General features: G+C 31.2%; 12 protein-coding genes. 7 read left to right on the top strand and 5 right to left on the bottom strand.

The features are described from left to right. Positions 1-158: 158 nt before the first annotated feature. From CD034_RS09455 to CD034_RS09440, 3 genes are all read left to right on the top strand, one after another. Positions 159-929: a VOC family protein gene (locus tag CD034_RS09455; protein ID WP_002448398.1), complete on the top strand. Its 771-nt coding sequence runs from the start codon at positions 159-161 to the stop codon at positions 927-929. A 414-nt stretch (positions 930-1,343) separates the two neighbouring features. Next, entirely contained in the window at positions 1,344-2,606 is a 1,263-nt protein-coding gene (locus CD034_RS09445; protein WP_002448476.1) for a lipid II:glycine glycyltransferase FemX, read from the top strand. 106 nt (positions 2,607-2,712) lie between these two features. Beyond that, complete coding sequence (locus CD034_RS09440; RefSeq protein WP_103288318.1) at positions 2,713-5,886, top strand: efflux RND transporter permease subunit; 3,174 nt, start codon at positions 2,713-2,715, stop codon at positions 5,884-5,886. Between the two features lie 67 nt (positions 5,887-5,953). On the opposite strand, the gene mspA is transcribed toward CD034_RS09440, so the two are convergent. Continuing rightward, on the bottom strand, positions 5,954-6,271 hold the full coding sequence (gene mspA / locus CD034_RS09435) for a membrane stabilizing protein MspA (protein ID WP_002448383.1): 318 nt from the start codon (positions 6,269-6,271) through the stop codon (positions 5,954-5,956). Between the two features lie 72 nt (positions 6,272-6,343). Beyond that, positions 6,344-6,511 (bottom strand): SE1832 family protein, encoded by a 168-nt coding sequence (locus CD034_RS11260; protein WP_002448622.1) that lies wholly within the window; start codon positions 6,509-6,511, stop codon positions 6,344-6,346. Positions 6,512-6,643: 132 nt separating this feature from the next. Between CD034_RS11260 and CD034_RS09430 the strand changes: the two genes are divergently transcribed. After that, the gene (locus CD034_RS09430; protein WP_002448531.1) at positions 6,644-7,552 is read left to right on the top strand and encodes an AEC family transporter; all 909 of its coding nucleotides are present in this window, start codon (positions 6,644-6,646) and stop codon (positions 7,550-7,552) included. A 70-nt stretch (positions 7,553-7,622) separates the two neighbouring features. Here CD034_RS09430 and CD034_RS09425 read toward each other — a convergent pair whose 3' ends face one another. Together CD034_RS09425 and CD034_RS09420 are read right to left on the bottom strand one after the other, a co-directional pair. Beyond that, entirely contained in the window at positions 7,623-8,414 is a 792-nt protein-coding gene (locus tag CD034_RS09425) for a glucose 1-dehydrogenase (protein ID WP_002448461.1), read from the bottom strand. A 21-nt stretch (positions 8,415-8,435) separates the two neighbouring features. After that, on the bottom strand, positions 8,436-9,299 hold the full coding sequence (locus CD034_RS09420) for a GRP family sugar transporter (RefSeq protein WP_002448386.1): 864 nt from the start codon (positions 9,297-9,299) through the stop codon (positions 8,436-8,438). A gap of 286 nt (positions 9,300-9,585) precedes the next feature. Between CD034_RS09420 and CD034_RS09415 the strand changes: the two genes are divergently transcribed. Both CD034_RS09415 and CD034_RS09410 read left to right on the top strand, forming a co-directional pair. Then, positions 9,586-11,721, top strand: coding sequence for a DNA topoisomerase III (locus tag CD034_RS09415; protein ID WP_002448594.1), 2,136 nt, complete (start codon positions 9,586-9,588; stop codon positions 11,719-11,721). A 112-nt stretch (positions 11,722-11,833) separates the two neighbouring features. Then, complete coding sequence (locus CD034_RS09410; RefSeq protein WP_002448576.1) at positions 11,834-13,168, top strand: NCS2 family permease; 1,335 nt, start codon at positions 11,834-11,836, stop codon at positions 13,166-13,168. Between the two features lie 57 nt (positions 13,169-13,225). Here the strand turns inward: CD034_RS09410 and CD034_RS09405 are convergent, their stop codons facing one another. Next, the gene (locus CD034_RS09405) at positions 13,226-13,615 is read right to left on the bottom strand and encodes a hypothetical protein (RefSeq protein ID WP_002448355.1); all 390 of its coding nucleotides are present in this window, start codon (positions 13,613-13,615) and stop codon (positions 13,226-13,228) included. A 383-nt stretch (positions 13,616-13,998) separates the two neighbouring features. Here CD034_RS09405 and rpsJ point away from each other — a divergent pair, with 383 nt between their 5' ends. Then, positions 13,999-14,307, top strand: a complete 309-nt coding sequence (rpsJ, locus tag CD034_RS09400; protein ID WP_001118667.1) for a 30S ribosomal protein S10 — start codon at positions 13,999-14,001, stop codon at positions 14,305-14,307. Positions 14,308-14,316: the final 9 nt, after the last annotated feature.

Below are 14,316 nucleotides of genomic sequence, written 5' to 3'. Positions count from 1 at the left end.
CCCTCGAAAATAGTTAGCAAGGCTAACTAATTAATACCGAAAATTATTATACGCTGATTTCATTCGTTTTTCAACACTAAATATAAGTTATAGAGTAAAGTATAGTGAAATTTGTTAAAATACAATTAAGTTTAAATTAGTAAAGGGGATATTGATACATGAAATTGAAATTTGATCATATGATTCATTACGTCGATCAATTAAAAGGATTTAAATATCCAGGTGAGTTATTAAAAATTCATTCTGGAGGCAAGCATCATCAATATGGCACTTTCAATCGTTTAACTTATATAAATGGAAATTACATCGAACTTTTAGATGTTGAAAATGTCGAAAAGTTAAAGAAAGAAGCTAAAACTGAAAAGGGTAGAGTCGCTTTTGCAACGAAAATTGTTCAAGATAATTTTAAGCAAGGATTTAAAACAATGGCATTTAGAACGGAAGATATAGAGAGAGTAAAACAATCTTTAAACGAACGTCATATTGATACGATTGGTCCTATAAATATGGACAGAGAAAATAAAAAGGGTGAAAAGATAAGATGGAAGTTACTCTACATCGCTGATCCCGACTATATGGTAAGGCCTCCTTTTTTTATTGAGTGGAATAAAAATAAAGTCGATCATATGCAAAATTTGGATTCATTTTTTCAGAAACAATTTAAAATTGATAAAATTATTATAGATAGTTCTAAACGCTCTAAAACCTTAACTAAGTGGCAAAGCTGGTTTAATATGGATATTATAGAAGAAAATGAGAACTACACTGATTTAAAATTAGAGGGGGATACTATTGTTTATCGGATTCAAGATGCGGCTCAATCTGGATACAATACCATTGTTTTTAAAGATAATGAGACTATGACTCCTTATTCAATCATTATTAAAGGAGCCAAATATCGTTTCGAACCTAATGAAGGAACTAATTAAATAGATAGGTATAAGTACTATGTGCAATAAAAGCAATATGAATAAAAACTAGTACTAAAGAAATTAAGCTTAGTATTAAAGAAAAACGATTTGTTTTTAATAGTATAAATAAAATGGTAAGTACAAGTGATAAAGCGACAAACATCACTCTCAGACTAAAAAAATTTATAGTTAATGGATGAGCCATTGTATAAATTATTGCAATAGCATTACATACAATAAATATAAGTAAAATAATATTTCTCAATTTTAAAAACCTCTTTAATAAAAAATAGTAGTGTTTTTCATTCATTAAGTATAACAAAAAGAATAGCTTTTTGAAGAAAATACAACTTCTATTATGAGTTTGTCGACACTCTCAAATCTACAATGTATAATGATAAGTAATGCAAAGATAAAGGAGTTTTATATAGCATGGAAAAGATGAATATCACAAATCAGGAACATGACGAATTTGTAAAAACTCATCCGAATGGTGATTTATTGCAACTGACAAAGTGGGCAGAGACAAAGCGCTTAACTGGATGGTATTCAAAACGTGTGGCAGTAGGTGAAAATGGTGAAATTAAAGGTGTAGGACAGTTATTATTTAAAAAGATACCGAAGTTACCATTTACATTATGCTACGTATCACGTGGATTCGTAGCCGATTATAATGATAGAGACGTACTGAGAGCACTTTTAAATGAAACAAAAAAAATTGCTAAAGAAGAAAAAGCGTACGCGATTAAGATTGATCCAGATGTTGAAGTAGAACATGGCACAGAAGCACTTAAAAATTTAAGAATGCTTGGATTTAAACATAAAGGGTTTAAAGAAGGATTATCAAAAGACTATATTCAACCTCGTATGACAATGATTACACCTATTGATAAAACCGATGATGAAATTATTCAAAACTTTGAACGTCGTAATCGTTCTAAAGTTAGATTAGCGCTTAAACGAGGTACTAAAGTTGAACACTCAAATCGTGAAGGACTTAAAACATTTGCGAAGTTAATGCAAATTACGGGTGAACGTGATGGTTTCTTAACACGTGATATTAGCTATTTTGAGAATATTTATGACTCATTACATGAAGATGGAGATGCAGAATTATTCTTAGTGAAATTAGAGCCACAACAAGTGCTTGATGAAACGAATAAAGATTTAGAAGCTCAAGAAGCAGAAAAAGCTAAATTAGAAGCGAAGTCAGAAGCACGTCCAAATGACAAAAAGACAGCTAACAAATTAAATGATATAAAAAATAAGATTTCTAAGACAACTGAATTAAAAGAAGATTTAGAAAGATTAAATCAAGAACATCCAGAAGGCGTATATTTATCAGGCGCATTACTTATGTTTGCAGGTAAAAAATCATATTACTTATATGGAGCTTCTTCAAATGATTATCGTGATTTCTTACCGAACCATCATATGCAATATGAAATGATGAAATACGCAAGAGACCATGGTGCAACAACGTATGACTTTGGTGGCACAGATAATAATCCATCAAAAGATTCTGAACACTATGGATTATGGGCTTTTAAACGTGTATGGGGCACTTATTTAAGTGAAAAAATTGGTGAGTTTGATTATGTCTTAAATCAACCGTTATATCAATTAATCGAACAAGTTAAACCAAGACTTACAAAAGCCAAAATTAAACTCTCTCGCAAATTAAAACGTAAATAATTAATTTACAGTATTGTAGATACAGTATTTAATCTGAACGATTCTATGAAGAAACGTTCAGATTTTTTTACCAATATTAATCACTTATTATAGGAGAAGTAACAAAATGATTAAAAAGATGCTTCAATTTTCATTAGGTAATAAGTTTGCTATTTTTTTAATGGTTCTTTTAGTCATTATAGGTGGCATATATTCAAGTGCTAAACTTAAATTAGAATTATTACCTGATGTTGAAAATCCAATTATTTCTGTCCAAACGACGATGTCAGGAGCTACACCTCAAACGACACAAGGTGAAATTAGCTCGAAAATTGATAAACAAGTCAGATCACTCGCTTATGTAAAAAGTGTAGAAACACAATCGATATCTAATGCTTCAATTGTGAAAGTTGAATATAACAACGGAACTGACATGGATAAAGCTGAAGAAGTACTGAAAAAAGAAATAGATAAAATCGATTTTAAGGATGGAGTAAGTGAACCAGAATTAATACGTAATTCCATCGACGCCTTTCCTATCGTAGCTTACTCATTTACAAATGAAAGTAATGACTTAAGAACTACTACAAAGGAAATTAATGAACAATTAATACCTAAACTTCAAACTGTTGACGGTGTTCAAAGTGCACAACTGAATGGACAAACTACACGTCAAGTTACTTTGAAATTTAAACAAAAAGAATTAGATAAAGTAGGGTTATCTGCGGATGATGTTGAAAATTACATTAAGACAGCGACTAGAGAAACACCACTCGGTTTATTTCAATTTGGAAATAATGAAAAATCTCTCGTTGTGGATGGTCAATTTAAATCAGTCAGTGCATTAAAAGATTTAAAGATCCCTCTTTCTATAGCAGGTCAAGGACAATCAAGCGATTCTAACGATAATAGTATTAGCAGTACTGGCCAAGAGGACAGTCAATCATCTAGTTCAAGTCAATCGCGAGCGAATAGCTCTTTAAAAGAAACAAATGGTCAAATGCCAAGCGTGCCACTTAAAGATTTAGCTAAAATCACTGTGGGCGATGAACGAGATTCTATTTCAAAAACAAATGGTAAAGATGCAGTTAACGTACAAGTAATGAAAGCACAAGATGCAAATACAGTTCAAGTGGCTAGAGCAACGCAAAAGAAAATAGACGAGTTTGTTAAGAATAACAGTGATATCAAAGCCACAAAAACAATGGACACAGCTAAACCAATTGAAGATTCATTATATACTATGATTGAAAAAGCGGCCTTAGGTACCATCGTCGCAATTATTGTTATTTTATTATTCTTAAGAAATATTAAAACAACAGCGATATCTATCGTTTCAATTCCGTTATCTATTTTGATTGCACTTATTGCACTGAAATTAAGTAATGTATCACTTAATATTTTAACTTTAGGTGCATTGACTATTGCGATTGGTCGGGTCATAGATGATTCTATTGTTGTAGTAGAAAATATCTATCGCCGATTATCAGATCCAGGTGAACAATTAAAAGGGAACAATTTAGTTATTAGTGCAACGAGAGAGGTATTTAAACCTATTTTATCTTCTACGATTGTTACAATTATAGTTTTCTTACCGCTAGCTTTTGTTTCAGGCTCAGTAGGTGAAATGTTTCGACCATTTGCGTTAGCTATCACATTTAGTTTACTGGCTTCGCTTCTTGTTTCTATTACTGTTGTACCAGCTCTTGCCTCAACGTTCTTTAAAAATGGAATAAAAATAAATGGCAATGTTAATGAAGAAAATAAATTAGGGAGAATTAGTAAGGAATATAAACGAGTACTGGGTTGGTCACTTAATCATAAATGGCTTGTTCTTATTATTAGTATTGTTATATTAATTGCGAGTATAGGAATTGGTGCAACTAAGTTAGGAACAAGTTATATTTCTACTGGAGAAGATAAGTTCTTAGCGTTAACTTATACACCTAAACCAGGAGAAACTGAAAAAGCAGTACTTAAACATGCTGAAAAAGCTCAAAAATATCTTCAAAGTAAAGATAAAGTTAAAACAGTTCAATTTTCTGTAGGTGGACCTTCTCCAGCAGATCCAACAGGAAGCACGAATAGCATGGCTATTATGGTGGAATATGATTCGAATACACCTCACTTTGAGGAAGAACCAGATAAAGTGGTTACACATCTTTCTAAAATGAAAGACCCAGGTGAATGGAAAAATCAAGACTTAGGTACAGGAGCTGGAAACAATTCAGTGGACGTAACTGTTAAAGGACCTTCTACTGATGCAATTAGAAGTACAGTAACTAAAGTTGAAAATAAAATGAAATCCATTAAAGGTGTAGCAGATGTCAATTCAGATTTATCACAGACCTATGATCAATATGAAATCAAAGTAGATCAAAATAAAGCAACAGATAAAGGTATTTCAGCTGCACAATTAGCATTGAATTTAAATGAGAACTTACCAGAAAAAACAATTACAACTGTTAAAGAAAATGGTAATAATATAGATGTAAAAGTAAAACAGAATAAACAAACAAATTGGTCTCAAAATAAACTAGAAAACATTGACTTACATGCACCAAGTGGAGAAACTGTTAAATTAAAAGATATCGCACGTCTAAACAAAACAACAACACCAAGTAAACTTGTTCAAAAAGATGGCGATTATGCTACAACAGTTTCAGGTAAGATTACCGCTTCTGATGTTGGTGGAACCTCTAGTAAAGTGATGCGTGAAATCAATACAATTGATAAACCTAATAACGTTAAGTTTAATGTTGGCGGTGCAACAGATGATATTAATACAGCAATGAGCCAACTCGCTTTTGCAATGCTTATTGCTATTGTTATTGTGTATCTTGTGTTGGTTATCACATTCAAAGGTGGTTTAGCACCATTTACAATTCTATTCTCATTACCATTTACAGCTATTGGTATAGTATTTGCATTATTGATTACCAGAGAAACCATTTCAGTACCAAGTTTAATTGGTATGTTGATGTTAATTGGTATTGTTGTTACAAATGCAATTGTATTAATTGATAGAGTGATTTCAAATGAACATCAAGGTATGTTAATGAAAGAAGCTTTAATTGAAGCGGGTGGAACTCGAATTAGACCTATTTTGATGACTGCAGTTGCAACAATCGGTGCATTATTACCATTGTTATTTGGGCAAAATAGTTCAATTCTAATTTCTAAAGGAATGGCTGCTACAGTCATAGGTGGATTAGTATCATCAACACTACTAACCTTAATCGTAGTGCCTGTTATCTATGAAATACTCTTTACTTTAAAAAACAAACTTACACGTAAATAAAGATAAATTTAGGATAAGTCAAAAAAAGCAATTGAGACGTATGCACATACGTTCAATTGCTTTTTTATTAATACATAGTAAAAGTTAAAATAATATATATTACAAAAATAATGATAGATATAATATTTAAAATCGAAACACCTTTATGATCGTTTTTAAGTGCTTTAAAAGCTGTAACTTCTACATTTCCTACAAGAAGAAGCAATACAACAAATACCCACCAATTTTCACTAGGAAATTGGATCGTAGTGATAGCTACTACAAATAATAATAATATTCCCATAATAATACGTAAAATATGTACGAACATTGATTTCATTTTAAAAATACTGATATAACTTACAATAAGATACAGTATGGGTAATAAAATTAAGTATATTTTCACTTGATGACATCCTTTCTATTACGACTAATATCATAGCATTCATGAACTTTAATGCCTAGATATATTGAAAAATTATTTCTGACGTAATTTTGAACGTATGTCTGAAATTTCTTTTTCAATTTCTTCTAATTGTTTTACTAAAGGATCAATCTGTTGATTTAGTGATTCTTTTTTCTCTAAATCATTTTGTAAACGAATATAATCGTATTTAAGCTCAGCTAATTGTGATTCTAATTCCATGTCTAGTCGAACTCCTTATTTATTAATATGATTAGTAATGATTATAGCATGAAACAAGTAACTTCTAAAAATACTGTTAATTGTGTTAGAGTAATTAGTTGTAATGGAATATTAGGGAAGAAGGGATGAATTGTGACTGAGCAATTTATAATCATTATTTTGTTAATTGCATTAGGTTACTTACTTAAACGTATTAACTTTATTAAATCTGCAGATAGTCAAGTATTGTCTACGCTTGTATTGAATGTCACATTACCTTCTTTAGTTATTGTCAATTTAAATAGTGCGAATCTTGATTTATCATTTTCTATTTTACCAATTATGATGCTCATCTATGGCATATTAGCCAAAGTAATTATGGTTGCATTATTTAGAAAATATGATAATCATGTCAAGGGTTCAGTAGGTATGATGGCAGCGTCATTAAACATTGGTTTATTTGCTTATCCACTTGTAGAAACAATTTGGCCTAAAAATGGTATGATTTATTTTGGTATGGCTGATATCGGTGGGGCAATTATTATGTTTGGAGTCACTTACTTTGTAGGTAGTTATTACAGTGAAGGAAGCGATCAATTTAATTTCAAATTTTTAGGGAAAAAGTTAATTTCTTCAATACCACTCGTTACTTATATTGTAATGTTTATACTTAATATGGCTAATATTCATTTACCAAAAGCTTCAATTGACTTTTTTACAATAATTTCTAAAGCGAACATGCCATTATCAATGATTTTACTTGGAATTATGTTGAGCTTCAGAATTGAAAAACAATTTTTACCAATTGCAGTGAAATATTTAATTGTCCATTACGGACTTGGATGTATTGCTGGTTTATTAGTCCACTTTTTCTTACCAACATCAGATGATATGATTAAAACAACGTTATTAATTACATGGTTACTTCCTGTGGGTGTGGCAATTATTCCATATTCAATTCAATTTAAATATAAAACATTACCGTTAGTGGGAATGGTTACTAATATTTCTATTGTGATAAGTATTATTATTATATATATTTATCAAGCTATCTTTGTATAAAAACTACATATACACATGAAAAAAGCAAGCGATTTTTAATCATCGCTTGCTCTTTTACTTTATAGTATGATTACCCTTTTCCACCCATAAATGCAGGATAGTTCATCATACCACCATCAACATATAATGTTGTTCCATGAACATAGCTAGCTAAATTAGAAGCTAAAAACAATGCACCGTTTGCTACATCTTTTGCATCACCGATTTCTCTAGCTGGAATCATTTCTAATGTTTCGGCACGTGTTTTTGGATCAGAGAATTTTTCTTTTGTATGCTCAGTCACAACGGCACCTGGAGAGATATTATTAATACGAATGCCATGTTGGGCATATTCCATTGACATTGTTTCCATCATTAACTTAAGACCGCCTTTACTTGCAGCATAGTTAACGTAATTTGGCCAAGGAATTGTATCATGCACGCTTGAAGTATTAATAATAATACCTTTCTTATCTTCTTTTAAAAATTGTTTTACCGCTTCACGTGAACCAATAAATGCACCTGTTAAGTTAATATCAAGGACTTTTTGCCATTCAGCCATAGACATTTCATGACTTGGAGTGGCTTTTTCAAAACCAGCATTATTAATCATGATATCAACTGTTCCAAATTCTTTAACAGCCGTTTCTACTAATCGTTTCACATCTTCTTCGACTGAAACATCGGCTTGCACCGTAATTGAGTCACCGCCAGATTTTTTGATTGTTTCTTGAAGGGCATCAAGTTCTTCCATATGATTTTCTGATCTATAATTTAAGACTACTTTCGCTTTTTCTTTACCAAAAACTTCCGCCATTGCTTTTCCTATGCCACTGCCAGAGCCAGTAATAACCACAACTTTATTTTCTAATTCAGAAAACATTGTATGACCTCCTCAATATACCTATTTTAAGTTTCCTAATATAATTGCTGCGATGATAATCAACGCAATACCTGACCAAATCCCAATCATTTGGCGTCGATCTTTTTTCTCACCTAATAAGAATATACCACCAAGAGTAGAAACTATAACTAATAATTGTGATAATGAGAAACTTGTTGCTACACCAACTTTAGGTTGAGAATAGAACATAAATAAGTTACCTATTCCCCAAACAATCCCTGGAATAATATTAAGTGCGGTAGATTTAATATTTGTTTCATGTCTCATTGAAAGTAGAAATCCACCAATAGCCATACCAACTGATTGGAAGAATAAGGCATCAGTACCATTTACGCCAAATATATTGCCGATTACTACATAACCTACATAACCTAATGTACCTACAACTAGAATTACCATTGCTTTACTAAAATTAGGATCTTTTGTAGAACGCTCATTTTTTCCTTTTAGTGATGTAAGTGCAATCCCTGTTACTAATAAAACCATTGCAATAAGTCCTAAAGTAACTTGTAATCCAGTACTCCATTCACCTAAAAAGATAGCACTAAATAAAGTTGTACCTACTAATTGTAAACCAGTAGAAATAGGCATTGTTTTAGATACGCCGACAAGGTTAACAGATTGTAATTGAGTTCCTTGACCGAATGCCCACATTGCACCAGAAATTAACCCTACAATGATGACAGTAGGGTTATCAAATTGTGCATGACCTGTAAGAAGTAAGATTAGACCAATAACCAATGTACCTAACGTTGTACCTCTAATTTGATTGTATGGACCTCCTCCTACAAATACATTGATTAATACGAGACTTCCCCAAAATAATGCAGGTAATAAGGCGATTAATATGTTAATAATCTGCATTTATTACTCACTCTCCTTTTCAAAAATAAGTGCTTTCCTTTCCATAACACTTGGTGAATATTTTATATTATTTGTGATTGATATAAAACGCAATTGCTCATTTTTTTATAAAATATAAAAGACTAATATTATAAAAATGTATAGCCTAAGTATTTTAGTAAGCTGAATTTAATATAGGGGTTTTACTTTAAATTAATAAGATGAGATGGAAAGTAACACTATTGCTATACATGTTACAATATTAAACGTATGAAAATAAAAAGTAAGAATGTGAAAGGAAATTTGAATGAAATCATTAATTCTAGCGGAAAAACCCTCGGTAGCGAGAGATATTGCAGAAGCACTAAATATTAAAGAAAAACATCATGGATATATTGCAAATCAGCGCTATATAGTGACATGGGCTTTAGGTCATTTAGTAACAAATGCTCAACCAGAACATTATGACAAAACATATAAAGAATGGAAATTAGAAGATTTACCTATACTACCTAAGCAAATGCATACTGTGGTCATAGGGAAGACAAGTAAACAATTTAAAATTGTAAAATCTTTAATATTAAATAAAGATGTGAAAAACATTATTATTGCTACAGATGCTGGGCGTGAAGGAGAGCTAGTAGCACGTCTCATCTTAGATAAAGTAAAAAATAAAAAGCCAATTAAACGTTTATGGATTAGTTCGGTGACTAAAAAAGCAATACAACAAGGCTTTAAACATTTAAAAGATGGTCGTGAATATAATCACTTGTATCAAGCAGCTCTTGCACGAAGTGAAGCGGACTGGATAGTGGGTATTAATGCTACTAGAGCACTGACAACTAAATATGATGCTCAACTTTCATTAGGAAGGGTACAAACACCAACGATTCAACTGGTTTATCATCGACAACAAGAAATTAATCATTTTAAACCTCAAAAGTATTACACACTTTCTTTAAAAGTAAATGACGCTACATTTGATATTCAAACTAATAAAAGATTTACTAATAAAGAAGAAATACAAAAATTATCTGAAAAAATAGAAAGACAATCAGGTCAGATTGAAGATGTTTCAATTAAGCAAAAAAAATCTTACGCAAAACCTTTATATAATTTAACTGATTTACAACAAGCATCTTACCAACGATTTAAAATAGGACCCAAAGAAACTTTGAATATTTTACAGAGTCTTTATGAACGTCATAAATTATTAACATATCCAAGAACAGATTCTAACTACTTATCTAACGATATGACAGATACCATACAAGAACGTCTCCAAGCCTTATTAGCGACTGATTATAAATCACATGCTCGTCAGTTAATGACTAAGTCATTTACAACTAAGATGCATATTTTTAATAATCAAAAAGTGTCAGACCATCATGCGATTATTCCAACTGAAATTAGACCCAACTTTGATACATTAACTAACAGAGAAACAAAAATATATTTAATGGTTGTACAACGATTTTTAGAAACATTAATGGATCCTTATCAGTATGAAGCGACACAGGTTATTTTAAAAGTGGGAGAATATCAATTTAAACATGCTGAAAACGTCACACGTAAATTAGGATTTAAAGCACTTAGTAACAATGATTCTACTTCTAATAAGACTATCACTTTTAGCAAGAATGAAACCTATCGTGTACAACAAGTCAAAGTAAGCGAACATGAAACCACACCACCTGAATATTTCAATGAAGGTAGCTTACTTAAGGCGATGGAAAATCCACAAAATTATATTCAATTGAATGACAAAAAGTATGCTAATACCCTTCATAAGACGGGAGGAATTGGAACAGTAGCGACGCGTGCAGATATTATTGAAAAACTATTCAAGCTTAATGCAATAGAATCAAAAGATGGGAAATTAAAAGTGACATCTAAAGGAAAACAAATATTAGAGCTTTCTCCTAAAGCACTAACTTCTCCTTTAATGACTGCGGAATGGGAAGAAAAATTACTTTCTATTGAGAAAGGTAAATATAATGCTAAACAATTTATTAATGAGATGAAAGATTTTACTAAAAAAATTGTTGGGGAAATCAAACATAGTGATCAAAAATATAAACATGATAATTTAACTTCTACTGAATGTCCAAATTGCGGTAAATTTATGATAAAAGTAAAAACTAAAAACGGACAAATGCTAGTGTGTCAAGATCCTACCTGTCATACTAAAAAGAATATTCAACGTAAAACGAATGCACGTTGTCCTAACTGTAAAAAGAAAATGACATTGTTTGGAAGAGGAAAAGAAGCGGTCTACCGATGTGTATGCGGTCATACTGAAACACAAGCACAAATGGATCAACGATTGAAAAATAAAAATAATGGTAAAGTTTCTAAAAAAGATATGAAAAAATATATGAATAATCACGATGAATTGGATAATAATCCTTTTAAAGATGCATTAAAGAACTTGAAACTTTAAATAAAATCGAACTTATAATGAAATAAATCGATAAAAGTTCGTTTTTAGTATTGTTTTTTTAAGTAAGTAATATTAAACTATTAAAGTATTTTAAAAAAAGGAGTTTAAAGCTGTGAAAAAATACTTCCAATTCGACGAGTATGGTACTAACTACAAAAGAGAAATCATCGGTGGTATCACAACTTTCTTATCAATGGCTTATATATTAGCCGTGAATCCTCAAGTCTTAAGTTTAGCAGGTGTTAAAGGTATATCTGGGGATATGAAAATGGATCAAGGTGCCATTTTTGTAGCGACAGCATTAGCAGCCTTTGTAGGATCTTTATTCATGGGACTAATTGCAAGATATCCGATTGCGCTTGCCCCAGGGATGGGATTAAATGCGTTCTTTGCATTTACAGTTGTTTTAACAATGGGAATTCCTTGGCAAATCGGTTTAACAGGTGTGCTGTTTTCTGGTATATTCTTTGCGATATTAACAGCAACTGGATTGAGGGAAATAATTATTAATGCAATACCCTATGAAATGAAAATGGCAGTTTCGGCAGGTATAGGGCTATTTATTACTTTTGTAGGTTTACAAAGTGCAGGTATTATTGTAAAAAATGATTCAACGCTTGTAACATTAGGTCATCTAACTAAACCATCAGTACTTTTAGCTATATTTGGGATTGCTATAACAATCATTTTATATGCTAGAAAGGTTCCAGGTTCAATCTTTATTGGTATGATTATAACTGCAATTGTAGGGATGATTACAGGTCAAATTCATACACCATCAGGTATTGTAGGTAAAATTCCAAGTATTACACCTACATTTGGAGCAGCTTTTGAAGCATTTAAAGATCCAGGCCAATTATTTACCATCCAATTTCTTATTGTTATTTTAACGTTCTTCTTTATTGATTTCTTTGATACTGCAGGTACTTTAGTAGCAGTAGCAACCCAAGCAGGTATAATGAAAGACAATAAGTTACCAAGAGCTGGAAGAGCATTATTTGCAGACTCACTTGCTACAATTGTTGGGGCTATTTTTGGTACAACTACAACAACCTCTTATATTGAATCTACTTCTGGTGTTGCAGTAGGAGCACGTACAGGTTTTGCAAGTATCATAACTGGTTTTTGTTTCTTATTAGCATTATTCTTTAGTCCGCTAATTGAAGTCGTTACAAGTGCAGTAACAACACCAGCGTTAGTTGTAGTTGGTATTTTAATGGCGGCAAACTTTGCTGAAATTAATTGGAAAAAATTTGAAGTAGCAGTACCAGCATTTATTACAATCATTATGATGCCTTTATCATATTCAATTGCTACAGGTATTGCATGTGGGTTTATCTTCTATCCAATAACAATGTTAATTACTAAAAAACATAAAGAAGTTCATCCTATCATGTATGTATTAATGGTATTATTTATTTTATACTTCGTGTTTGTACACGGTTAAACATAAAAAGACACATTTAATTCAAAAATTAAATGTGTCTTTTTAATATTGAAATTATTAATTGTTTTTATCATCTTTGTATTGAGTATAAATAACTTTAGAATCTTTATTTGGAATGTAAGTTGGTGCGTTGAGCACAACAAATATAAAGAATACCATTAAGAAAAAGAGTACCCAATGCGTAAACATACCAATAATAGGTAGAAAAGCAACAAATGATCCAATTAATCCAATAAATGGGATCATTGCCATAGGCTTAATTGTATTTTGAGAATCTACTAATAGAATGATGCCTAAAATAAGATAAAGTAAAGCATTTAATAACAAAGGTTGCCAACCAAAGCTAAGAATAACTGTGCCTCCTAAAAAAGGAATACCATAGAACAATTCGCTAGCTATTAAGAAAATACTAATGATTGATAAAGTAAGTTTCACATTTCTTTTCATTTATATAATATTCACCTCCGATAAAGTTCATGAATTTTAAAATAATTAACATTAAAAATATATAGTTGCAATTTCAAAATTCATTACTCTCTATATCTATTATAAAGGTTTATAGAAAAAAGGGAAAAAATTTACTCAAAATGGTTGAACTACATAAAAATTTTCAGTAAAATAATTAAGTATGTGTTAGACGTAAATAAAAAAGTTAAAGAAAAACCTTGATTTATTAGTGTTTTTCTTGTAACATATTTAATGTTGGACTTGAAGAAAGCGATGAAGCGAAAGGTTACTGACACACCCGGCCGCTTTGCCATGGCGTTGTGTGAGATAGTTTTCGTGGAGAAGTCTATCACTTCAATGTAGACGAACAAGGAGGGAAAATTATGGCAAAACAAAAAATCAGAATCAGATTAAAAGCTTATGATCACCGTGTAATTGATCAATCAGCAGAAAAGATTGTTGAAACTGCTAAACGTTCTGGTGCAGATGTATCTGGACCAATTCCGTTACCAACAGAAAAATCTGTTTACACAATTATTCGTGCGGTGCACAAGTATAAAGATTCTCGTGAACAATTCGAACAACGTACACATAAACGTTTAATCGACATTGTTAACCCAACACCAAAAACAGTTGATGCTTTAATGGGCTTAAACTTACCATCTGGTGTAGACATCGAAATTAAATTATAATAGATCAAT

The organism is Staphylococcus hominis subsp. hominis, from assembly GCF_002901845.1.
Classification (GTDB): Bacteria; Bacillota; Bacilli; order Staphylococcales; family Staphylococcaceae; genus Staphylococcus; species Staphylococcus hominis.
The sequence above is the reverse complement of the archived record's forward strand: the minus strand, read 5'-3'. Positions and strand labels throughout refer to the sequence as shown.

What these genes read in the sequence shown, in the direction of transcription:
- CD034_RS09440 (WP_103288318.1), top strand. Translation starts at nt 2,713, where the DNA reads ATGATTAAAAAGATGCTTCAATTTTCATTAGGTAATAAGTTTGCTATT.
- CD034_RS09445 (WP_002448476.1), top strand. Translation starts at nt 1,344, where the DNA reads ATGGAAAAGATGAATATCACAAATCAGGAACATGACGAATTTGTAAAA.
- CD034_RS09425 (WP_002448461.1), bottom strand. Translation starts at nt 8,414, where the DNA reads ATGTTTTCTGAATTAGAAAATAAAGTTGTGGTTATTACTGGCTCTGGC.
- CD034_RS11260 (WP_002448622.1), bottom strand. Translation starts at nt 6,511, where the DNA reads ATGGAATTAGAATCACAATTAGCTGAGCTTAAATACGATTATATTCGT.
- CD034_RS09415 (WP_002448594.1), top strand. Translation starts at nt 9,586, where the DNA reads ATGAAATCATTAATTCTAGCGGAAAAACCCTCGGTAGCGAGAGATATT.
- rpsJ (WP_001118667.1), top strand. Translation starts at nt 13,999, where the DNA reads ATGGCAAAACAAAAAATCAGAATCAGATTAAAAGCTTATGATCACCGT.
- CD034_RS09420 (WP_002448386.1), bottom strand. Translation starts at nt 9,299, where the DNA reads ATGCAGATTATTAACATATTAATCGCCTTATTACCTGCATTATTTTGG.
- CD034_RS09405 (WP_002448355.1), bottom strand. Translation starts at nt 13,615, where the DNA reads ATGAAAAGAAATGTGAAACTTACTTTATCAATCATTAGTATTTTCTTA.
- CD034_RS09455 (WP_002448398.1), top strand. Translation starts at nt 159, where the DNA reads ATGAAATTGAAATTTGATCATATGATTCATTACGTCGATCAATTAAAA.